The sequence below is a fragment of the Roseinatronobacter thiooxidans genome (assembly GCF_001870675.1).
In the GTDB taxonomy this organism is placed as follows: domain Bacteria; phylum Pseudomonadota; class Alphaproteobacteria; order Rhodobacterales; family Rhodobacteraceae; genus Roseinatronobacter; species Roseinatronobacter thiooxidans.
The window spans coordinates 249,506-270,825 of the sequence record NZ_MEHT01000001.1; the positions used below are offsets into that span (position 1 = coordinate 249,506).

At 63.2% G+C, this 21,320-nt stretch carries 17 protein-coding genes and 1 riboswitch; of the genes, 10 read left to right on the forward strand and 7 right to left on the reverse strand.

Annotated features, from left to right (window positions below; genetic code table 11):
* Nucleotides 1-22: 22 nt before the first annotated feature.
* Both BG455_RS01100 and BG455_RS01105 read right to left on the reverse strand, forming a co-directional pair.
* Nucleotides 23-3,730: an efflux RND transporter permease subunit gene (locus BG455_RS01100; RefSeq protein ID WP_071468097.1), complete on the reverse strand. Its 3,708-nt coding sequence runs from the start codon at nt 3,728-3,730 to the stop codon at nt 23-25.
* Nucleotides 3,727-4,821: an efflux RND transporter periplasmic adaptor subunit gene (locus BG455_RS01105; protein ID WP_071468098.1), complete on the reverse strand. Its 1,095-nt coding sequence runs from the start codon at nt 4,819-4,821 to the stop codon at nt 3,727-3,729. Before BG455_RS01105 ends, BG455_RS01100 begins: the two co-directional genes overlap by 4 nt.
* 218 nt (nt 4,822-5,039) lie before the next feature.
* On the opposite strand from BG455_RS01105, the gene BG455_RS01110 reads away from it, so the two are divergent.
* From BG455_RS01110 to der, 3 genes are all read left to right on the forward strand, one after another.
* A complete protein-coding gene (locus tag BG455_RS01110; protein WP_071468099.1) occupies nt 5,040-5,690 on the forward strand; it encodes a hypothetical protein in 651 nt (216 codons plus the stop codon).
* A gap of 102 nt (nt 5,691-5,792) precedes the next feature.
* The gene (locus BG455_RS01115; protein ID WP_245735432.1) at nt 5,793-7,073 is read left to right on the forward strand and encodes an outer membrane protein assembly factor BamB family protein; all 1,281 of its coding nucleotides are present in this window, start codon (nt 5,793-5,795) and stop codon (nt 7,071-7,073) included.
* A 73-nt stretch (nt 7,074-7,146) separates the two neighbouring features.
* Nucleotides 7,147-8,598, forward strand: coding sequence for a ribosome biogenesis GTPase Der (der, locus tag BG455_RS01120; RefSeq protein WP_071468101.1), 1,452 nt, complete (start codon nt 7,147-7,149; stop codon nt 8,596-8,598).
* Nucleotides 8,599-8,824: 226 nt separating this feature from the next.
* Here der and aroC read toward each other — a convergent pair whose 3' ends face one another.
* Nucleotides 8,825-9,946, reverse strand: coding sequence for a chorismate synthase (gene aroC / locus BG455_RS01125; protein WP_071468102.1), 1,122 nt, complete (start codon nt 9,944-9,946; stop codon nt 8,825-8,827).
* Between the two features lie 93 nt (nt 9,947-10,039).
* Nucleotides 10,040-10,141: riboswitch (TPP riboswitch) on the forward strand.
* A 44-nt stretch (nt 10,142-10,185) separates the two neighbouring features.
* On the opposite strand from aroC, the gene BG455_RS01130 reads away from it, so the two are divergent.
* From BG455_RS01130 to BG455_RS01140, 3 genes are read left to right on the forward strand one after another with little or no spacing between them, the layout of a single operon-like run.
* On the forward strand, nt 10,186-11,163 hold the full coding sequence (locus tag BG455_RS01130) for a thiamine ABC transporter substrate-binding protein (RefSeq protein WP_071468103.1): 978 nt from the start codon (nt 10,186-10,188) through the stop codon (nt 11,161-11,163).
* Nucleotides 11,139-12,737: a thiamine/thiamine pyrophosphate ABC transporter permease ThiP gene (locus tag BG455_RS01135; RefSeq protein ID WP_245735433.1), complete on the forward strand. Its 1,599-nt coding sequence runs from the start codon at nt 11,139-11,141 to the stop codon at nt 12,735-12,737. Before BG455_RS01130 ends, BG455_RS01135 begins: the two co-directional genes overlap by 25 nt.
* On the forward strand, nt 12,724-13,416 hold the full coding sequence (locus BG455_RS01140) for a thiamine ABC transporter ATP-binding protein (protein WP_071468206.1): 693 nt from the start codon (nt 12,724-12,726) through the stop codon (nt 13,414-13,416). Before BG455_RS01135 ends, BG455_RS01140 begins: the two co-directional genes overlap by 14 nt.
* A 250-nt stretch (nt 13,417-13,666) precedes the next feature.
* On the opposite strand, the gene BG455_RS01145 is transcribed toward BG455_RS01140, so the two are convergent.
* On the reverse strand, nt 13,667-14,029 hold the full coding sequence (locus tag BG455_RS01145; protein ID WP_071468207.1) for a Fur family transcriptional regulator: 363 nt from the start codon (nt 14,027-14,029) through the stop codon (nt 13,667-13,669).
* A gap of 185 nt (nt 14,030-14,214) precedes the next feature.
* Here BG455_RS01145 and chrA point away from each other — a divergent pair, with 185 nt between their 5' ends.
* The gene (gene chrA / locus BG455_RS01150) at nt 14,215-15,420 is read left to right on the forward strand and encodes a chromate efflux transporter (protein ID WP_177190860.1); all 1,206 of its coding nucleotides are present in this window, start codon (nt 14,215-14,217) and stop codon (nt 15,418-15,420) included.
* A 183-nt stretch (nt 15,421-15,603) separates the two neighbouring features.
* Here the strand turns inward: chrA and BG455_RS01155 are convergent, their stop codons facing one another.
* A complete protein-coding gene (locus tag BG455_RS01155) occupies nt 15,604-16,515 on the reverse strand; it encodes a 2-dehydro-3-deoxygalactonokinase (protein ID WP_071468105.1) in 912 nt (303 codons plus the stop codon).
* 76 nt (nt 16,516-16,591) lie between these two features.
* Entirely contained in the window at nt 16,592-17,479 is an 888-nt protein-coding gene (locus tag BG455_RS01160) for an N-acetylmuramic acid 6-phosphate etherase (protein WP_071468106.1), read from the reverse strand.
* A 144-nt stretch (nt 17,480-17,623) separates the two neighbouring features.
* Between BG455_RS01160 and BG455_RS01165 the strand changes: the two genes are divergently transcribed.
* A complete protein-coding gene (locus tag BG455_RS01165; protein WP_071468209.1) occupies nt 17,624-18,493 on the forward strand; it encodes a glucosamine kinase nucleotide-binding domain-containing protein in 870 nt (289 codons plus the stop codon).
* Nucleotides 18,490-19,662: an N-acetylglucosamine-6-phosphate deacetylase gene (nagA, locus tag BG455_RS01170; RefSeq protein WP_071468107.1), complete on the forward strand. Its 1,173-nt coding sequence runs from the start codon at nt 18,490-18,492 to the stop codon at nt 19,660-19,662. The genes BG455_RS01165 and nagA overlap by 4 nt, the downstream gene beginning before the upstream one ends.
* A 48-nt stretch (nt 19,663-19,710) precedes the next feature.
* Here nagA and BG455_RS01175 read toward each other — a convergent pair whose 3' ends face one another.
* Nucleotides 19,711-20,637 (reverse strand): hypothetical protein, encoded by a 927-nt coding sequence (locus BG455_RS01175; RefSeq protein WP_143079856.1) that lies wholly within the window; start codon nt 20,635-20,637, stop codon nt 19,711-19,713.
* 471 nt (nt 20,638-21,108) lie between these two features.
* On the opposite strand from BG455_RS01175, the gene BG455_RS01180 reads away from it, so the two are divergent.
* Nucleotides 21,109-21,309 (forward strand): hypothetical protein, encoded by a 201-nt coding sequence (locus tag BG455_RS01180; RefSeq protein ID WP_071468109.1) that lies wholly within the window; start codon nt 21,109-21,111, stop codon nt 21,307-21,309.
* Nucleotides 21,310-21,320: the final 11 nt, after the last annotated feature.

A 21,320-nucleotide genomic window follows, 5' to 3' on the forward strand; every position in this document is an offset into this window, starting at 1 on the left:
GGGGGGTGTGGTGCAAGATGCGTTATTCCGCTGCGCGCAAAGGGGCTTCGGGTGGTAGCGGCTCGCCCAGTTGCAGGGGCAGTTGCACTTCTGCGGGTTCTGGTGGTGTGTCCCAGATCAGTTCTGTTCCGCGTAGGCCGCGCAGTTTCTTTTCCAGCGCATGGTCGCGGCGCGCCGCTGAATCGCGTGGCGAGAGGACCCGCACCAGCCCGAACACCCCGCGATAGGCCCCTTTTTCCACCCAGACCCGCAATGCCAGCAGCGCGGGCGTCAGCATAAGCGTCAGGACAGTTGCAACCCCCAGCCCGAACACCACCGCCGTGGCCAGTTGTTTCCACCACAGCGCTGTGGGGTTGTCGATGGAATAGCCGCCATTGGCAAAGTCGATGGACAGGCCCAGCATCATCGGGGTCAGGCCCGCCATTGTGGTGATGGTTGTCATCAGCACAGGGCGGATGCGCGCCTCGACCGTGCGGATGATCGCCTCGATCCTTGGCATGATGCGGGCATAGTTTTGATAGGTGTCAATCAGCACGATGTTGTTGTTCACCACGATGCCCGCCAACGCCACAATGCCTGTGCCGGTCATGATGATGGAAAAGGTCTGATCCATGACGATCATCCCGATCAAAACCCCTGCCGAGGACAGCACAACCGCCAGCAGCACCAGCACCGAATTATAGAAGCTGTTGAACTGCGTCAGCAGGATGACGAACATCAGCCCCAGCGCCGCGCTGAAGGCGACGGTCAGGAATTGCGTGCTTTCTTCCTGATCCTGCTGCTCGCCCGTCCATTGCCACCCGATAGAGGCGGGCAGCGGGTTTTCGCTTTCCAGCCAGCTGGTCAGCGCCTCGATCCGTTCGGTTGCTGTGATGGGCACCTGCCGCCAGCCGTTGCGTTCAATCTCGGCCAGTGTTTCGCGCACGCGCTGGTATTCGGGCGACCCTGTCGCGTGTTCGCGCGCCACCACGTCAGAGCGGGTCACGACGCGCATGGTTTCGCCCTCGCGGTTGACGATACGCACCATATCTGCCCGGACATCGGCCAGCACGTCATAATAGCGTTGCTGGTTCACACGGTCGATCTGGCCGCGCGCGGCGACTGTGGTGCTGGTGATGAAATTCGACAAGGGCACCAGCCCGAAATTGGTTTGCACCCGCAAGGTTTCCAGCGTGGATAGCAACCTGTCGCCTTCGGGCAGGCGGACGCGAATGTCGATTTCTTCTTCCGAGGTGTCGACCCGCATTGTGTCCAGCAGCAGCCCGCGCGTGACAAGCTGCACCATGCCGCCAATCGTGGCCACATCGGCGCCAAAGCGGCCTGCCATTTCGGTATCGACATTGATCTGCCAGTCGATGCCGGGAACGGGGCGGGTATCTTCCAGATCGAACAGGCCAGGAGTGTCTGAAAAGCGTGCGCGCACAGTCTCAACAGCCGCTTCAAGCTCGGCAAAGTCTTCGCCCGTCAGGCGCAAGTGCACAGGTTTCGCCCCCGCTGGCCCGCCAGAGGCGATCAGGAATTCGGCATAGATGCCCGGAAGCTGCGCAAACTCGGCCTCCAGCCGGTCAAGAATGGCTTGTCCGGTCAGATGCGGTTTGCCTTGTCGGTCGCGCCAATGTGCCAGCTCGAATTGGATCTGGCCAATCGCGTCGCGGGGCGGCCCTTGCCCTGCGGTGTTGGTGTTCAGCCCGCCATCGCCCGCGAAAGCAAAGACCGAAGAAAGCCCTTCTTCTGCCAGTGCGATTTCTTCGACCTGCCGAACCAATTCGTCCTTTTGCGCCAGCGACAGGTTGCCGCGTGCGCGGACATAGATGATGCCCTGCTCTGGTTCGGTTTCGACAAAAAATTCAACGCCGCGATTGTTTTCGCCGTAATACTGGAACACGCCCATAACAAAGGCCACAACCGCCACAACCAGCACCACAGGCATGACTGGATTGCCGACGAACAGCTTGGCAATATAGCCTGCGGGGGAATACTGCCGCTCTGCCCGTATGCGTTTGGGTTTGCGGGGGGGTGTGATGGCGGCGAAGCTGGTGGAAATGCCCATCGCGGCCAGCGCCATCAGCACAGCCCCCGGCAGCATTTGTGCCAGCGATTGCGCCGCTTGTGTGCCGCCTGTCAGCAGACCGGGGTTGAGCAGCATCAACCCGCCCAAGGCGAGCGCTGTAACAGATGCGCCCGCAACTGTCAGGCGCAAGATCAGGGGCAGGGGGCGCAGGGCATCGGTAAGATAGCCCAGTTTGCGCGCGATGCGCCCTGTGATCCCGCCCAGCACGGGCAGAAAGATCAGCGCGACCACAAGCGAGGCTGTCAGAACGAAAATCAGCGTGACAGGCAAAAGCCCCATGAATTCACCCGCGACACCGGGCCAGAACAGCATGGGCAGAAAGGCGCAAAGCGTGGTCGCGGTAGAAGCGATGACAGGCCAGAACATGCGCTTGGCGGCCTTGACATAGGCGTCCATCGGGCCGTCACCTTCGGCAAGGCGTTTGTCGGCATATTCCGTCACCACCACCGCGCCATCGACCAGCACGCCCACTGCCAGAATTAGCCCGAACATGACGATATTGGACACCGCCACATCCATCAGCCCCAGCAGGATGAAGCACAGCAGGAAGGATGTCGGAATGGCCAGCCCCACCAGCAGCGCCGAGCGCGCGCCAAGGGCGGCCAGCACCACGATCATAACCAGCGCGATGGCTGTCAGGACGGACCCTTCCAGCTGGGTGACCATCTCGCCCGTCTGGATGGAACTGTCGAGTGCGGGGGTAATGCGGATGGCGGCTTGTAAATCTTCCGGCCAGGTGGCGCGCTCTGCCTCGATGGCTTCGCGCACCTGGGCGGTGGAATCGATGGCGTTGAAGCCTTTGCGCTTGACCACCTGAATGGCAAGGTTGGTTTCACCATTGAAGCGCGCGGTGCCTTCGCGGTCTGCAAATGTCAGCCGGATTTCTGCCAGATCGCCCAAAGTGACGATGGAATCGCCATTCACCTTGACCGGCAGGCGATAAATATCTTCGGGCGTGTTGAAACTGGAAGGGACAGTGACCGCGAAGGCGCCAAGGTTGGTTTCAACCTCGCCCGCGGCAACAAGCTGGTTGTTTTGGGTGACAACGCGGATCAACTCGCCCGCTGTGACGTTATAGGCCTCCAGCCGCAACGGATCGATCAGCACCTCGACCATTTCATCGCGCGCGCCTGCGATTTCGGCTTCAAGGACAGAATCCAGCCCCTCGATCCGCGATTGCAGATCGCGGGTGGCGCGCAAAAGCGTGCGTTCCGATACATCGCCCGACACGGCCACGATGATGATGGGGAATTGCGAGAAGTTGATCTCGGAAATCGAGTAATTCTGTGCGCCTTCGGGAAAATTCCCTTCGGCGCGGCCCATCGCATCGCGGATGTCGGCCATTGTGGCGGTTTTATCCCAGCCGAATTCGAATTCCAGCACAGCGGCGGCAAACCCGTCGGCGGAAAAGGCGCTGATTGTTTTCAGCCCGTCCAGATCCGAAAGTTCGGCCTCGATAGGTTTGACCAGCATCGATTCGCCATCGACCGCCGAAATGCCGGGGAAAGGGACAGTGATGATGACGGCGGGCACTTCGATATCCGGCTCGCCCTCTTTCGGGAGTGAGAAATAGGCCGCGGTGCCAGCACCCAGCACCATGACCAAAAGGGCCATGACCATGCGCGCATGGTTGGCCGCCCATGTGACGATGCCAATCATTGTGCGGCCTGTGTGTTATCGGCCCAGGTGACCTGCACGCGCGCACCTTCGCGGGTGAATTCCTGCCCGACAATGATGGCGGCAATTTCGTCCGGCAGGCCCGCAAGCCAGATACCCTCGGCGCTGTCGCGCAGAATTTGGGCGGGGGCAAAGCTGACATGGCCTTCGTCATCGACCAGACGCAGGCCCAACTCGCCTGCGTCATTCAGGGTCAGGGCCGACCCCGGCAACAGATGGCCGCTTTGGTCTTGTGCCTGAATGATGATGTCGGCGCTTTGCCCGTCACGAATGCGGCCATCGGGGTTCGGGATTGTCACCTCTATGCGGAAAGTGCGGGTTTGCGCATCGGCAGATCGGGCGATGAAGCTGACGCTGCCCAGCACCTCGCGCCCAGAGGCCAGTTGCGCCCCTGCCGGTGCGTTTTGTTCCAGACGGTCGATCTGCGCTTCGGTGGCGAAGCCCACCAGCTTGATGGGGTCCAGCTGGATTAGCGTGGCACATAGCGCGCCGGGTTGCAGCAAGCTGCCCAGTTCTGCCGTGTCGGTTTCAAGAATGCCATCGAAAGGGGCATGCATGACCAGCCGCGCCATTTCTTCTACGGCGCGGTCTACACCGGCCTGTGCGGCTTGCAGCGCGGCGCGGGCATTGGCCAGCCGCACTTCGGTGGAAAACCCGCTATCTGACAGGCCCGAGGCGGCGCGGAAACTGATTTCCGCCTCGCTTAGCCGCGCCTGCGCTTCGTCAAGGGCGGCTTTGCGCACGCCGGGGGCCACTTCGCACAGCCTGTCACCTGCCTGAACACTTGCGCCACGGCGCAAGGGGTCAGACACAACCAGACCGGCAGTTTCCGAGCGGATCTCGACCTGTCGCATGGCCTCTGTCCGGCCCCGCAAAACGACCGTGCTTGCCACTGGCTGCGCAACAGAGCGTTGCGCCAGCACACGCACGCGCGCAGGCTCTGGCGTGTCAGATTGCTCTTGAACCTCGTCCGCCATGACGCCTGCAAAACCAAGCAGGGCATCACGTTCCATAATGGTCAGGTACAAAACAACGGTCACGACAAGTGCTGTGACCAGTGGAAAAACGCGCATACGCAACACTCCGATCGATTATAAGGCGAAATCTAGCTTAAATACGCTGAACTGACCAGTTCAGATTGGTTTGCACATGCAGAAAAACAAGTCTCTGCCTTGTGTTCACGACAAGGTTTTTGCAGACGCCCGCTTGTGCGGGGTGATTCTGTGCAGGCAGGGCTTGGCAATATGCGGTGCTTCGCGGTAAGAGGGGCAGAGTTTTACAGAGGTGGCGTGTGAGCAATCCTGACAGTTTTTTCAACGAGGTGACAGAAGAACTGCGCCGCGACCGCATGATCGGCTATCTGCGCAAGTATGGCTGGATTGCGGTTCTGGCGGTGTTGCTGATCGTTGGCGGCACCGGCTGGAACGAATGGCGCAAGGCCACAGACCGCGCCAATGCCGAAGCCTTTGGCGATGCGGTTCTGGCGGCGCTGGAAAATAACGAGCCTTCGGAACGGGTTAGCGCCCTTGCCCAGATTGACACAACAGGCGCGCAAGCGGGGCTGATTCAACTGCTGAGCGCGGGCGAATTGATGGAAACCGACCGCGCTGCCGCGCTGGCGGCACTGGCGGCCGCGTCGGAGGATACAGCGCTTCCGGACGCTTACCGGCAGCTTGCCGCGTTGAAGCGGGTGATCGCGGGGGGCAGTGACATACCGCTGGCAGAGCGCGAGGCGCTGCTTGCGGGCCTGTCGCAACCGGGCCAGCCGCTGCGCCCGATGGCGCTGGAACAAACGGCGCTTTTGCAACTGGAACAGGGAAATCCTGAAACAGCCATTGAAATAATGACGGACTTGTTGTCTCAATCAGATGTGACGGACACATTGCGCCGTAGGGTCACGCAGCTTGTTGTCGCCTTGGGTGGTGACGTCGCGTCACGCTAAGGTGCCGCCTGTGTGGCGGATAGTTTTGCAAACCCCGACCGTGCCGGGCTGGAGCGATAGGAGCATATGGTGAAACTCTGGACCTGCGCGAGCCTGCTTGCATTGACAGCATTTATTGCCGCCTGTGACCGTGGATTTGTTCTGGAGGGCGAGCGTTTTGCCCTGCGTGCCCCGTTTTCCGAAAATGCGGGCGAAGCACCTGACAACCGCGCATTGCCCATATCGCTGCCCGCAAGTGCTGCGAATGCGGAATGGACGCATCGTCTCGGCTCTCCCTCAACGCGGATCACGCATCCCGCACTTGGGGGGGCATTGCAACAGGCGTGGTCGGTGCCGATCGGGCAGGGCGATGGCCGCCGCCACCGCATTACCGCCGAACCTGTGGCAAGTGGCGGGCTGGTCTATACGCTGGACAGCCGCGCGCAGGTCACGGCTGTGACCAGCGCGGGCGCGGTTGCATGGACGCGCGATCTGACACCTGATTTCACACGCAGCGCCGATTCCGCCTCGGGCGGTGGGTTGGCGATTGCGGATGGCAAACTGTTCGTAACCTCTGCCTTTGGCATGCTGTGGGCGCTGGATCTGGCAACCGGCGCAGAGGTTTGGTCCAAACGCTTTGATGCGCCGCTGACAGCGGCCCCGACCATTGCGGGCGGTGCCTTGTATGTGGTGGCCAGTGACAGCACCGCCTGGGCGCTGGATGCGGCAACCGGCCAGACCGACTGGCAGCTTGCGGGCGCGCCGTCGCCTTCGTCCATGGTGGGGGGGGCGGCCCCTGCGGTAACGGGTGAATTGGTGTTGTTCCCCACATCGGCGGGCGAATTGATCGCCGCGCGCCGCGATACCGGCCAGATTGTGTGGCGCCGTGCTGTGGCGGGCACGCGCATTGGTGTGGCCTATGCCTCGGTCACGGATGTGACGGGTGATCCTGTGGTACAGGGTGATGTTGTTTATGTCGGCAACCAGTCTGGCCGCGTCATGGCGTTGAATCGCAGTGACGGGCGCATTATCTGGACAGCAGATGAAGCAGCTTATGGCCCTGTCTGGCCTGTTGGCGGGTCGGTTTTCCTGATGTCGGATCGCAACCGCCTTGTGCGGCTGGATGCGGGCACGGGTGAATTTATCTGGGCCGAGTCGCTGCCGTTGTTTACGGAAACACGCGAACGCAGGCGGGCGGGGATTTTCCCGCATTATGGCCCCGTTCTGGCGGGTGGCCGGTTGATTGTCGGGTCGGGGGATGGTGCGTTGCGCAGTTTTGACCCTGCCTCGGGCGCGCTTGTCGCGGAAACAGAGCTGCGTTCCGGCGCAGCTATCGCGCCGATTGTTGTGGGGGGCACGCTGTATGTTGTGTCACGCGATGGTCGGCTGACGGCCTATCGTTAAGGGCCAAAAACAGGTATTGGAACTGCATGGCCCCTGCGTGGGGCCATGTTTGCGTTCAGGAGCATGAAGAGACATGAGTTTCACTCTGGCCATCGTAGGCCGCCCCAATGTCGGAAAATCGACGCTGTTCAACCGTCTGGTGGGCAAGCGTCTGGCGCTGGTCGATGACCAGCCCGGCGTCACGCGCGATTTGCGCGAAGGTGATGCACGGTTGGGCGATCTGCGCTTTACTGTCATCGACACTGCCGGTCTGGAAGAGGTGACAGATGAAAGCCTGCAGGGGCGCATGCGGCGGTTGACCGAACGCGCGGTCGATATGGCCGATATCTGCCTGTTTCTGGTTGATGCGCGCACGGGCATTACCCCCACGGACGAGATGTTCGCCGAAATCCTGCGCAAGCGCGCGGATCATGTGATCCTTGGTGCCAACAAGGCCGAAGGCCGCGCGGGCGAATCCGGTGTGCTGGACGCTTATGCCTTGGGTCTGGGAGAGCCGTTGCGCCTGTCGGCCGAACATGGCGAGGGGATGGACGAGCTGTATCACATCCTGCGCCCTGTGGCCGATGAATTCTCTGAACGCGCCGAGGCGGATGCCCCCGAAACCGATCTGGATGTCAGCGACGACGCACCAGAGGATTTCACCCCCAGCGCCAAGCGCCCGTTGCAAGTGGCTGTCATCGGGCGGCCCAATGCAGGCAAATCCACGCTGATCAACACGATTCTGGGCGAAGATCGTCTTCTGACAGGGCCAGAGGCGGGGATCACGCGCGATGCGATTTCTGTCTCTCTGAACTGGTTGGGCACACCCACGCGGATATTCGACACGGCGGGTATGCGCAAGAAAGCGCGCGTCACGGATAAGCTGGAAAAGCTTTCAGTCTCGGACGGGTTGCGCGCTGTGCGCTTTGCCGAAGTTGTGGTGGTTCTGCTGGATGCTGCCATTCCGTTTGAACAACAAGACCTGCGCATTGCCGATTTCGCCGAGACGGAAGGGCGCGCGGTGGTGGTTGCGGTGAATAAATGGGATCTGGAAGAAGACAAGCAGGACAAGCTTAAAGCCCTGCGGACCGGATTTGAAAAACTGTTGCCGCAGCTTCGTGGCGCGCCGCTGGTGACAGTGTCTGCCATCACCGGCAAGGGGCTGGACCGTTTGCACGATGCTGTGTTGCGCGCGCATGAAGTCTGGAACCGGCGCATTTCCACCGCGCGACTGAACCAATGGCTGGGCGCGATGGTCGAGGCGCACCCGCCCCCCGCACCGGGCGGCAAGCGCATCAAGCTGCGTTATGCCACACAGGCCAAAACCCGCCCGCCGGGCTTTGTATTCATGTGCTCGCACCCTGAAGACCTGCCGGCCAGCTATACGCGGTATCTGGTGAATGGGTTGCGTGACCATTTCGACATGCCGGGCACGCCTATTCGTGTGTTCATGCGGTCGCAAAACGACAAAAACCCGTTCAAGGGCCGCAAGAAAGCGCCACCGTCGAAACTGCGCAAGCATTTGCAGGGGCGCAAGGCGGATTAAGGGGTGTGATGGGGTGGTTTGTGGCCGTCGTCTGAATCACCCCTGCGCGGAACAAAGGCGCGAAGCGCCGCCGCGCATCGCCGGGCCGCACCCACGGCACGGCGATTTGGCTGGGCTACGCGCAAAGCCTTGATCTTACGCGGATTTGGCCAGCATAAAGCGCAATAGCAGCGGGCGAGGATCGCCGCACCGCGGCCCGACGCTGCGCGGCTTGTCGCGCACAGCCTCATTCTGGCGCGCAGGCCCCGATTTCGGCCACCGGCCCTGTGGCCCCTGTCTGGGCGCGGTGCAGCAACAGCTGGTCCAGCAGAATACAGGCCATCATCGCCTCGCCCACCGGCACGGCGCGGATGCCCACGCAAGGGTCGTGGCGGCCTTTGGTGACAACCTCTGTCGGCGCACCTGACCGCGTGACCGAGGCGCGCGGCGTGTGGATCGAGGAGGTGGGCTTGATCGCAAAGCGCACCACCACATCCTGCCCTGTGGAAATGCCCCCCAATATGCCACCCGCCTTGTTAGAGCGGTAGCGCGGGCCATCTGTGCCCATCTCGATCTCATCGGCGTTTTCCACGCCTGTCAGGCTGGCGGCGGCCATGCCTGCGCCGATTTCCACGCCTTTGACCGCGTTGATTGACATCATCGCAGCGGCCAGTTCGGTGTCGAGCTTGGCATAGATCGGCGCGCCAAGGCCCGCTGGCACGCCAGAGGCCACCACCTCGATCATGGCACCCACGGAATTGCCATCCTTGCGGATCTGGTCAAGTGCGCGCGCCCAGTCTTCGGCGGCCTGCGCATCGGGCACCCAGAACGGGTTGCGGTCAATCTCGGCTGCATCAAAGCGGGTGCGGTCTATGTGGTGTGGCCCCATCTGCACCATATAGCCGGTGATCTTCACCTGTGGCGCAAGGGTTTTCAGCACTTCGCGCGCCACAGCGCCCGCGGCCACGCGCGCCGCCGTTTCGCGCGCGGAACTGCGCCCGCCGCCGCGCGGGTCGCGCAGGCCATATTTCTGGAAATAGGTGATGTCTGCATGGCCGGGGCGGAATGTGTCGAGGATATTGCCGTAATCCTTGGACCGCTGGTCTACATTGCGGATCATCAGCTGAATTGGTGTGCCGGTCGTGCGCCCCTCATAGACGCCCGACAGAATTTCCACCGCGTCTGGTTCGCGCCGCTGGGTTGTGTGCCGGTTCTGGCCGGGTTTGCGCCGGTCCAGCCATGTCTGGATCATCGCCTCATCCAGCGCCACGCCGGGGGGGCAGCCATCGACCGTGGCCCCAAGGGCAGGTCCGTGGCTTTCGCCCCATGTGGTGACACGGAACAGATGGCCGAATGTGTTGAAGCTCATGCGCATGCACTCCTTGTATGCGAAACACTTAGCGGCAAGGCGCCACAGGCTCAAGCACTGCTCTTGCTCGGGCGGGCGAAAGCGATTAACTCTTGCGTCACCTCGGGGTGCCCAAACGGGCTGAGATGCGCCTTGCGCGAACCCGTTGAACCTGACCCGGTTCGGACCGGCGGAGGGAAGGGTTCGGGCGGTCTGCCCGCGTCAGTCTTCGCCTGTCGCAAGAGAGATGGAGAGAGAATATGACACGTCCCCTATATGCGACCATTGCGGCGCTGGCCCTTGCGGGGGCGGCGCAGGCCGACACCCTGACAGTGGTGGCCCCTGATTATTTCGGGTCCAGCTGGGGGCCAGGCCCCGCCATTAAGGAAGGGTTCGAGGCGCGCTGCGATTGCACGCTGGAATTTCGCACAGGCGATGTTCTGCCCCGCCTGATGCTGGATGGCGCGCGGCTGGAAGGGGATGTGATCATTGGTTTGGGGACCGATGAATTGCTGCGCGCGCGTCAGACAGGGTTATTTGCAGGGCATGGGCAGAATCTGGCCCCGTTGAGCGTGCCGGTGGACTGGGTGGATGATGTGTTCATCCCCTTTAACTGGTCTTATGTCGCCTTTGTCTATGACCGCACGCGGATGGATAACCCGCCCACCAGCTTTGCCGAACTGATAGAGCGCAATGATATTTCGCTGATCTGGCAAGACCCGCGTTCTTCCGGGGCGGGGCTGGCGCTGATGCTGTGGGTGGACCAGCTTTATGGCGATGATGCGCTGCGCATCTGGGAAAACCTTGCCGCCAAGACTGTGACAGTCACTGCGGGATGGTCCGAAGCTTACGGGATGTTCACCAATGGCGAGGCTGACATGGTGCTGAGCTACACCACATCGCCTGCCTATCACATTGTGGCCGAAGAGGATGACAGCAAGGCCGCCGCGATATTCGACGAGGGGCATTATTTCATTGCCGAAGCCGCAGGGGTGCTGGCGGGGGCCGTGCAGCCTGATCTGGCGCGCGATTTCATGGCCTATATCCTGTCGGAGGATTTCCAGCAGATGATCGCAACGGCAAACTGGTCCTACCCGTCTGCCCTGCCGCATGACGACTGGCCAGAGGTGTTCCGCAACCTGCCCCTGCCCGAAACCGCGATTTTCCTGACCGAGGATGCAGCGGATATGCGCCGCTCGCCTGCCTTGGCGCATTGGCTGGATGGCATGACACGGTGACGCGCGACCCTGCCCGCACAGCGCGCGCGCTGGTTTTACTGGCGGGCGGGGGTGTTGCGGCGTGGCTGCTGGTGTTGAATTTCGGCGCGCTGTTGGCTGTGGCATGGCGGGCCGAAGGGTTCACTGCGTTGCGCGGTGCCGATTGGGCGGCGGTGCGCTTTACGTTGGTGCAGGCGCTGTGGTCGGCGGCGCTGTCGGTGCTGCTGGCCGTGCCTATTGCGCGGGCCTTGGCGCGGCGGCGGTTTGTGGGGCGCGATGCGCTGATCATGCTGATGGGCGCGCCGTTTATTCTGCCAACCTTGGTGGCCGTGCTGGGCCTGTTGGCGGTGTTTGGCCGCGCGGGGCTGGTCAACCAAGGGCTGGAGGGGCTTGGCCTTGCGCGGCTGAACATCTTTGGCCTGCATGGGGTGGTGCTGGCGCATGTATTCTATAACCTGCCCTTGGCCACGCGCATTTTGCTGCAAGGCTGGGCTGCGATCCCTGCCGAACGGTTCCGCCTTGGGGCCAGCCTTGGGTTTGGCCCGCGCGATACATTCCGCCAGTTGGAATGGCCCATGCTGCGCGACTTGGTTCCGGGCGCGTTTTTGGTGATTTTCCTGATCTGCCTGACCAGTTTTTCCGTGGCGCTGACGATGGGCGGCGGGCCACGCGCCACGACGGTGGAGCTGGCGATTTATCAGGCGTTCCGGTTCGATTTCGACATGGGCCGCGCGGCCATGCTGGCGCTGGTGCAGTTCGGGTTATGCGCGGGCGCGGGGGTGCTGGCGTGGCGTGTGGCGCTGCCTTCCGGGCTTGGCGGGGGGATGGACCGGCCCGTGTTGCGGTTTGACACAGGCGCTGTGTGCCTGCGGGTCTGGGATGGCACGCTGATTGTGGCGGGGGCGCTGTTCCTGCTGGTGCCGCTGGCGCTGGTGGTGCTGCGCGGCGCGCCGCATGTGACGGGCCTGCCGCCAGAGGTGTGGCAGGCCGCTGCGCGCTCGCTTCTGGTGGCGCTGGGCGCGACGGGTGTGACCCTGGCCATGACGCTGGCGCTGGCGCATGCGGTGTTGGCTGTCGGGCCGGTACGCGGGGCGGTGCTGGAATGGCTGGGGCTGGCGGCCTTGGCGGCCTCTCCCCTTGTGATTGGCACGGGCCTGTATCTGCTGATCCGCCCGCTTGCCAACCCGCGCGATTTTGCGCTGCTGGTGACAATGCTGGTGAATGCAGGCATGGCGCTGCCCTTTGCCCTGCGGCTGATCCTGCCGGGGTTGCGCGATGTGATGGCCAGTCAGGGGCGGCTGGCCGATAGTCTGGGCCTGCATGGCTGGGCGCGGCTGCGGATTGTGACCCTGCCGCGCCTGCGCCGCCCTTTGGGCTTTGCCGCCGGATTGACGGCAGCCTTGTCGATGGGCGATCTGGGGGTGATCATGCTGTTTGCCGAGCGCGAGGGGGCAACCCTGCCGATGCAGCTTTACCGCCTGATGACCGCCTACCGGCTGGATGATGCGGCGGGGGCAGCACTTGTGCTGCTGGGGGCCAGCCTTGCGCTGTTTTGGCTGTTTGACAGATGGGGGCGCGGGCGTGCTGAGGCTTGAAGATGTGACCATCCTGCAGGATGATTTTTCCCTGCGTGCCGGTCTGGAGGTGGCGCGGGGTGCGCGTGTGGCGGTTATTGGCCCGTCCGGGGCGGGCAAGTCCACGCTGCTGGGCGCTGTGGCGGGGTTTGTGCCCGTGGCGCAGGGGCGCATTCTGTGGGCGGGCGCGGAGATGACAGGCCAAAGCCCTGCTATGCGCCCGATTTCTGTGTTGTTTCAGGATAATAACCTGTTTCCGCATCTGTCGGCCTTTGACAATGTGGCGCTGGGCCTGCGCCCGTCTTTGCGGCTGGGTGTGGCAGAACGCGCGCAGGTTGCAGCGGCGCTGGCGCGGGTGGGGCTGGAGGGGCTTGGCACACGCCGCCCTGCGCAACTGTCCGGCGGGCAGCAAAGCCGCGTGGCGCTGGCGCGGGTGGTGTTGCAGGGCAAGCCGCTGGTGCTGCTGGACGAGCCGTTCTCGGCGCTTGGCCCCGCGCTGAAGGTCGAAATGCTGCATCTGGTGGCCGAGATTTGCCGCGAGACAGGCGCGACATTGCTGATGGTGACGCATGACATCGCTGACGCGCGCGCGATTGCGGACCAGACGATATTGGTGGCCGATGGCGTGGCCGAAGGCCCGTTTGAAACGGCGCAACTGTTGGCGAACCCGCCAGAGGCACTGCGGGCGTATTTGGGCTAGGGTTCGGCTGTATGGAGTAAATCAGGTGTTGTCGCGCCCGTTTCCGCAAGGAGTTGCGCGGAGTCAAGGCGCGAAGCGCCGCCGCGCATCGCCGGGCCGCACCCACGGCACGGCGATTTGGCTTGGCTACGCACAAAGCCTTGATATTACGCGAATTTGGCCTGCATAAAGTGCTGTAGCAGGGGGCGAGGATCGCCGCACCGCGGCCCGACGCTGCGCGGCTTGCCACCTGCAAGAGTGCCTGCGCGCTTTACTTCACCTTGCGACCCAGCAATTCCAGCCGGTGCCCTTCCAGCCGGTAGCCCAACCGCCGCGCGATTTTTTCCTGCAACGCTTCGATCTCGGGGTCGCAGAATTCGATCACCTCGCCGGTATCCATGTCGATCAGGTGGTCGTGATGCGCGCGTTCGCTGTCTTCAAACCGTGCGCGGCCATCGCCAAATTCCAGCCGGTCCAGAATGCCGGTTTCTTCCAGCAATTTCACAGTGCGGTAGACTGTGGCCAGCGAGATGCGCGAATCCAGCGCATTGGCGCGGGCGTGCAATTCTTCGACATCGGGGTGTCCGTCCGCATCCTCGATCACGCGCGCGATGGTGCGGCGCTGGTCTGTCATCCGCAGACCCTGTGCTTCCAGACGGTCAAGAATGGATTTGTTCACGCTGGTTTCCTTGGCACTGCCTTGGAGGGCAGTTTAAACCCTCTCGTCCGGCCTGAAAACCGTTAATCGTGGCCCAAGGACTGGACGTCATGCCAGTGCTGCCCCATGAAGGGGTACCCGAACATGGCATAGGGGGCGACATGACCGATGTGACGCAAACGCCGCAACAGGGCAGCGCGCGAGAGGTGTTCTGGGCCTTCCTGAAACTTGGGCTGACCAGTTTTGGCGGGCCGATTGCGCATCTGGGCTATTTCCGCGACGAATTGGTAACACGCAGGGGGTGGGTGTCAGAAGCCGCCTATGCCGATCTTGTCGCGCTGTGCCAGTTCCTGCCCGGTCCTGCCTCCAGCCAGGTGGGGTTTGCGCTGGGGCTGATGCGCGCGGGCTGGCTGGGCGCGCTTGCGGCTTTCACCGCGTTTACGCTGCCCTCGGCACTGGTGCTGCTGGGTTTTGCGATGACTGCGGCCAATCTGGCGGGGCCGGTGGGAACGGGCGCGCTGAACGGGTTGAAGATTGTGGCGGTGGCGATTGTGGCGCAGGCCGTGCTTGGCATGGCGCGCGCGCTATGCCCTGATGCAGCGCGCGCCGCGATTGCGGCGGCGGCGGTGGTGGTGCTGGCCTTTGTGCCGGGGCCGCTGGGCATGGTGGGCGCGATCACGCTGGGCGGGGTGGCTGGGCTGATGCTGGGGCGCGGGGCCACTGCGCCTGCCGGCAGGTCTGCGCCAGTGCCAGTGTCGCGCGGTGTGGCGCTGGGGGCGTTGGCCGCGTTTTTTGCCTTGCTTGCGCTGTTGCCGCTGGTGGCGGGGCAGGCGCAGGCGCTGGCCGTGATTGACAGTTTCTACCGCGCGGGGGCGCTGGTCTTCGGGGGCGGGCATGTGGTTCTGCCGCTGTTGCAGGCCGAGGTTGTGGCACCGGGTTGGGTCAGCCCTGACGCGTTTCTGGCAGGATATGGCGCGGCGCAGGCCGTGCCGGGGCCGCTATTCACCTTCGCGGCGTATCTGGGCGCTGTTCTGGGGCCAGAGCCGCACGGGCTGGCAGGGGCTGCGCTGGCACTGGCGGCGGTGTTCCTGCCGGGATTCTTGCTGTTGGTGGGGGTTTTGCCGTTCTGGGACCAGTTCCGCCGCATGGCGCGTGCGCAATCGCTGATGCAGGGCGCGAATGCAGCGGTGGTGGGCATATTGGGCGCGGCGCTGTATGCGCCTGTCTTTACCAGCGCGATCGGAGATATGCGCGATTTCGCGCTGGCGCTGGCCTGTTTCGTGCTGCTGGTCGCGTGGAAAGCGCCGCCTTGGGCGGTGGTTGTGGTTGCGGCTTTGGGCGGGGTTGGGTTGGCCTTGGCGGGGTAGAACGCGCCGCCTGCGGGGTTGGGATGCACCTGCCCTTGCGCGCGGAATCAAGGGCCGCAGGCCCGCCGCGCATCGGCGGGCCGCACCACCGGCACGGCGATGCGCGGCTTTTGTCCGTTTTTCAGCGCCCCCGAAGCCATCATTGCGTTTCTACCCGCATAGGGTAAACCCCAAAGCGCGGGGTCAATGCGCTTGCGGGCGGTGTTGCTGTGGCAGATAGGCGCGCGCAGCACCTAGCCCTGCAAGGGTCATGTCGGCCATGTCATGCAGTGTCACAGGCACGGACAGGCGCGCGCATGCTGTGGCATAAGCCTGCGCGACATCCTTGGCCCCGATGACTGCCACGCGCTGGCCCAGCCAATAGGGTTTGGTGGCCGCCAGTTCCGCCCCGACCAAAAGCCCCGACAGCCGCGCGCGGGCATAGCCGGTGTCTTGGCCGTGCAACAGGGTTTGTGCGCGGATCGAGAACAGCCGCGCCATCAGCCGCTCTGGCCGTTCCATGCTTTCGTCGAACCCTTGGGCAAAGCCCGCCTCATCCCAGCCGCCAAGCGAATGGCGCAGGGTCGAATGCTCTGACAGCAGCGCAAACATTTCGCCTGTCAGGAAGGTTTGAAAACTGACCACCTCGCCCGCGCTGATATGCGCCCATTTGCTATGGGTTCCGGGCAGGCAGATCACCCCGTCCCAGTCGGGGTTCAGCGCCATGAACCCCGCGATCTGGGTTTCTTCGCCGCGCATCACATCGGGCGGTGTGGTCTGTTTCAGCCCCGGCACCACATGCAGCGACACGCGCAAATCGCGGCTTTCGGCCTGCACCAATGCCTTGCCCAGCGGTGCGCAGGGAACGGGCCTGTAGCTGGCCTCGATCCAGTCTTTCGCGCCGCCCAGCATGCCGCACAGGATAACGGGTGTTACTTGCCCCTCTGGCAGCCAGTCTTCGATCAATTCCAGCAATGCGGGTTCCATTTCTGCGCGCGAAAGCTGCGCCATGCCGTGGCCGGATTGTGCAGATTGCACCACAGAATGCCCCGCCAAACCCCAGACGCGCAAATGCGACTGGCCCCAATCTGCTGCAATCCAGTCGAGTTTTGTCATTCGGTGGCTACCTTGGCGCGTGCAATCAGGGGGTGGTGATAGGGGGGTTCCGGGCGGTTGGTCAAGGGTGGCGGGATCAGGGTTTCGTCATCACAAGGGCCAGTGCGCGGCGCAGCACCCCTTCGGCCTGTTCCAGCGCGGCAGCGGCCTGCGCCGCAGTGGCCCCGCGCGCGACCAGAACCGCAGGTTTGATGCGCCATTCGGTCTGCTCTAGCGCTGTGTGTGCGGCATCATCTGGCACTTGTGCGATACGGGCAACCATGTCGCGCGCGCGGATGCGCAGTTTCTGGTTCTGGGGGCGCATATCGACCATCAGCCCGTCATGCACATGGCCCAGCCGCACCATGATCTGCGTGGACAGCATGTTCAGCACCACTTTTTGCGCGGTTCCTGCCTTCATGCGGGTAGAGCCTGCCACCACCTCGGCCCCTGTTTCCAGCAAGATGCCATAGCGTGCGACCCGCAAAAGCGCTGTGTCGGGGTTGCAGGCAATGCCCACAGTCAGCGCGCCTGCGGCCTGTGCCGCCTCTAGCGCGGCGATGGTGAAGGGTGTGCGCCCGCTGGCCGCAAGGCCGATGACGGTATCTTGCGCGTTTAGCGCGGCTTGCGCCACTTGTGTGCGCGCGGCATCCGTGTCGTCTTCGGCGCCTTCAACGCTGTGCATCAGCGCGCCCGGCCCGCCTGCGATCAGGTATAGCGTGCGCGTGTCGGGCCAGTTGAAAGTGGGGCCAAGTTCGGTTCCGTCCTGCACCGCGATCCGGATCGAGGTGCCCGCGCCCGCATAGACCAGCCGCCCGCCCGCGCGCAGGCCGGGCAGGGCCGCTTCGACAACCTGCGCAAGCGCGGGCAGCGCGGGGCGAATGCTGGCCAGCGCGCCAAGCTGGCTTTCCCAGATGGCCGCAAGGGCGGTCTGGCTGTCCCAACTGTCCAGCATGCGGTATCGCGGGTCGGCAAATTCTGTCATCGGGGCGTGCCTTTGGTCTGGTGTCAGAACGGGTATGAGATGGCTGTGCGCGCATGGCAAGCCCTGCCTGTATGGGCACTAGGCCGAAAAAGCGCTTTTCATTCGCGCCGTTTTCAGCATGTGTTTTGGGAAAAAGGGGGTGCGATGCAAATCTTCATCGGGCTGGATGGTGGCGGGACAGGGTGCCGCGCGCAGGCAGAGTTTGGCGACGGGCGGCGCGGTGCGGTGCTGACAGGCGGGCCCGCCAATGTGTTTTCCGATTTTGACGCCGCGATGCATGCGATTTCAGACCTTTTGGCGCGCTGCATTGCGCAGGCGGGCGGCGCATCGGTTGTTCAGCCTGTTATTGTGCTGGGGCTGGCAGGGGCCACGGAATCCGGCGCGGCAGAGCAGGTGAAAGCCCGCTTGCCCTACCAGAATGTCACGGTGCTGGGGGATATCGACATTGCCCTGATGGGCGCGTTTCCCGAGGGCGAGGGGATTGTTATGGCGGTTGGAACCGGCTCTGTTGTGGCGCGGTGCTATGGGGGGCGGGTGCAGCGTTTGGGCGGGCATGGGCTGGTGCTGGGCGATGAGGGCAGCGGCGCATGGATGGGCAGAGAGGCGTTGCGGCGCTGCCTGTTGGCGCAAGATGGTCTGGCCGAGGAGGGGGCGCTGACGCGCCATATCCGGGCGCAGTTTGGATCGGTGCGCGCGATTATCAGCTTTGCCGCACAGGCGCGGCCCGCCGATTTTGCCACCCTTGCGCCCTTGGTGCTGGCGCAGGCGCATTGCCCTGTGGCAGGTGCGATTCTGGACGCGGCTTGTGCCTATCTGCGGCGTGCAATCCGGCAGCTTCAGGCAGGCCAGCCCCATGTGCCGGTCGCCGCAACAGGCGGGCTTGGCCCTGCATTGCTGGCGCGCATGGTGCAGTGTGACAGCGCGGGCCTGCGCAACGTGGCCGCCTCTGGCACTGGTTTGGACGGGGCGTTGTGGTATGCCCGCAATCGCGCCGCACAGGAGAAGATGGCATGACAGACCCCCACACCACGCCCACTAAGCCGGTGGTTCTGAAGGCCGCGCAAGTGTTTGACGGCACGCAGATGCATGCGCAGGCGTTTGTCGGGCTGGACGGGGCAGGGCGGGTGACCGCGCTTTGGCCGGATGCTGGGGGGGTGCCGCCAGATGCAGATTTGCGCGATCTGGGAAATGTGATCCTGTCGCCGGGGATGGTGGATGTGCAGGTCAATGGCGGCGCGGGCGAGATGGTGGGCGCGGCCACCGATTTGGACCAATTGCGCCGCATCTGTGCCGCGCATGCCGCACTTGGGGCCAGTGCCATTTTGCCCACGCTGATTACCAATACGCCAGAGGTGACACAGCAGGTGCTGGCCGCCGGTCGCGCGGCAGCGCGCGAGGGAGTGCAGGGCTTTGCGGGGCTGCATCTGGAAGGGCCGCATCTGGACCCCGCGCGCAAGGGTGCCCATGATGCGCGACTGATCCGCCCTATGGGGCAGGATGATCTGGCCGCGTTGCTGGATGCGGCACAAGACCTGCCTGCGCTGATGGTCACGCTTGCGCCAGAAGCCGCAACACTGGACCAGATCAGCCAGTTGGCGCGCGCGGGGGTGATTGTCAGCCTTGGGCATACGGGGTGCAGCGCGGATATGGCGCGGCGCGCCCATGATGCAGGCGCGCGCTGCGTCACGCATCTGTTCAACGCCATGAGCGGGATGCAGGCGCGTGCGCCGGGGTTGGTTGGTGCCGCCCTCTCGACAGGGGTGCAGGCGGGCATCATTGCAGATGGCGTGCATGTCGCGCCGGAATGCCTGCATGTGGCGCTGGGCATGAAAGCGCCGGACGGGCTGTTTCTGGTCAGCGATGCGATGGCCGTTGCGGGCACGGATGACCGCGCGTTCCTGCTGGACGGGCGGCGGGTTTTGCGCGCCTCTGGCCGGTTGACGCTGGAAGATGGCACGCTTGCGGGTGCAGATGTGACATTGCCGCAATCCGTGGCGCATCTGGCAGGGTTGGGGGTGCCCTTGGCGCGCGCGCTTGCCATGGCCACGCGCATTCCCGCCGATGTGATTGGCGCTGTGGATCGCGGGCGCATCGGTGCGGGCGCGCGCGCGGATTTCACAGTGCTGAACCCTGATTTGTCGCTGCATTCCGTCTGGTGCGCAGGGCAAAGGCCGGGGGCATGAGCGGATCATTCGCGCCACGGCAAGAGGCGCGCTTTTGTGGCGGGGCGTTTATGCCGGACGGGCGGTTTCCGCGCCGGTCCGGGCTGTTTGCCGCACGCCCTGCGGCCAGCATCCCTCTAGCCAATCGGGGTCGTCGCCGCGTAGAATCCGGTCGAACAGCGCAAGGGCTTCTTTCTTTGTAAGCAGTTGATCTTTCACGTTGCTCCAGGCCGCGACATCCAGACGATTGACGGTTCGTTCGGTTTTTATAAGGATGGGTAGGGTGGTGTGCCCAAGGGCATACAGGCATGCGGCGCGGTGGGTGCCGCTGTCCAGCATGACCGCCCAATTCTGCCCGTCTTCCATCAGGTAGCCGTTCATGTGGTGGTGTATATCTGCCGGACAATAGCCTTTTTCGATGACCGAGCGCAGCACTTGCCGCACGCGGGCGAATTCCAGCTCTCCTTTCGCGGTCGAGACTGGCCCCATGGCATAGTCGCCATCTTCAAATGACAGCACGACATTGTTTTCCCGTGCCTGCCGCACGGACCTTTCATGCTTCAGGCGCAGCGCGGGTGCACCAAAGGGTTTCCATGGCAGATCGGCTTCGATGCCTTTCATTGCTTTCAACCGTGGGGCGCTGCCGCCCGCGACGATAGCCGCGTTTTGCGGGGCAACATGCGTGAAATAGCTGCACAAGGCCGAGTCGCGATAGGTCAGACTGTCGTTTTCAAGCAGGGCTTGTGCTGTCAGCACGAACGGGTTGGACGGCCAGTCAGGGACAATCGGATGCATGTCGCGCAATCGGGTGAAAGGCAGGTCCAGCAGATGGCGCAGTTTGGGCGCGCGTTGGCGGGCCTCGAACGGGTCATCACTGATTCCGCGAAAATCGACATGCAGCGAGAGAAGATCGACACCCTGATGGGTGACCGCTGGCCAGTTTCTGCGGCCCAGGCGCAACAATCCACGGGCAAGGCGCGCGGGTGTCAGTGGCATGGCGCGCATCCTTTCGGGGCGAAGGCGCGGCGCCTGATTGTGAAAGCGCTGATCGGTTTCAAAATACTGCTCCTGACAATACGGGATAGGTCTGGGCGTATAATTCGGGGAGATGCTGGACAAAACACGCAGGGAACGCAGGCGGGGAAATGGGATCGTCCTGCCAGTGTCGACTGGCAGCGTCACTGAACATTCACAAAGTTTACTGTCGATTTCGTGTTTTTCAAAGAAAATTCTCATGAATATTGGCGAAAGATGGGAAATGCATGCTGCTTTTCCCCGCCAGACTGGCGGGAATGCGACGCTTTTGTGACGGGGGGTTCGCCAGCACGCGGTTTTACGCAGAAAACAGCACCCAGAGTTTTGAGGCGCTTGGACCTTTCACGCCAGACATGATACCTGTTGCGTGTTTCGTATTGTCGGGTGTGTCGTTATCTGTGGCGTCCAATGAAAATAACATGTGAGCCGCGAATGCACATAGTTCTGTTCATCCTTGTTATGCTGGCCAGCGCGCTTGCGATCGGCGTTTTTACGCGGGTTGCGGGCGGGTCTTGGGGGCAGGCTGTGGCGCTGGGGGTGGGCACATTGGTTGTGCTACAGATCCTGTATCTTGCGCTGATATTCGGGCGCGATTGGCTGAAATCCCGCCAGAATTCTGGCAGGGGGCAGTAAACCACGCTGCG

Bases quoted from the DNA above. Each gene is read 5' to 3' on its own strand.
- BG455_RS01100 (WP_071468097.1), bottom strand. From the start codon at position 3,730: ATGATTGGCATCGTCACATGGGCGGCCAACCATGCGCGCATGGTCATG.
- BG455_RS01105 (WP_071468098.1), bottom strand. From the start codon at position 4,821: ATGCGCGTTTTTCCACTGGTCACAGCACTTGTCGTGACCGTTGTTTTG.
- der (WP_071468101.1), top strand. From the start codon at position 7,147: ATGAGTTTCACTCTGGCCATCGTAGGCCGCCCCAATGTCGGAAAATCG.
- aroC (WP_071468102.1), bottom strand. From the start codon at position 9,946: ATGAGCTTCAACACATTCGGCCATCTGTTCCGTGTCACCACATGGGGC.
- BG455_RS01130 (WP_071468103.1), top strand. From the start codon at position 10,186: ATGACACGTCCCCTATATGCGACCATTGCGGCGCTGGCCCTTGCGGGG.
- BG455_RS01145 (WP_071468207.1), bottom strand. From the start codon at position 14,029: ATGACAGACCAGCGCCGCACCATCGCGCGCGTGATCGAGGATGCGGAC.
- chrA (WP_177190860.1), top strand. From the start codon at position 14,215: ATGACCGATGTGACGCAAACGCCGCAACAGGGCAGCGCGCGAGAGGTG.
- BG455_RS01155 (WP_071468105.1), bottom strand. From the start codon at position 16,515: ATGACAAAACTCGACTGGATTGCAGCAGATTGGGGCCAGTCGCATTTG.
- BG455_RS01160 (WP_071468106.1), bottom strand. From the start codon at position 17,479: ATGACAGAATTTGCCGACCCGCGATACCGCATGCTGGACAGTTGGGAC.
- BG455_RS01165 (WP_071468209.1), top strand. From the start codon at position 17,624: ATGCAAATCTTCATCGGGCTGGATGGTGGCGGGACAGGGTGCCGCGCG.
- nagA (WP_071468107.1), top strand. From the start codon at position 18,490: ATGACAGACCCCCACACCACGCCCACTAAGCCGGTGGTTCTGAAGGCC.
- BG455_RS01175 (WP_143079856.1), bottom strand. From the start codon at position 20,637: ATGCCACTGACACCCGCGCGCCTTGCCCGTGGATTGTTGCGCCTGGGC.
- BG455_RS01180 (WP_071468109.1), top strand. From the start codon at position 21,109: ATGCACATAGTTCTGTTCATCCTTGTTATGCTGGCCAGCGCGCTTGCG.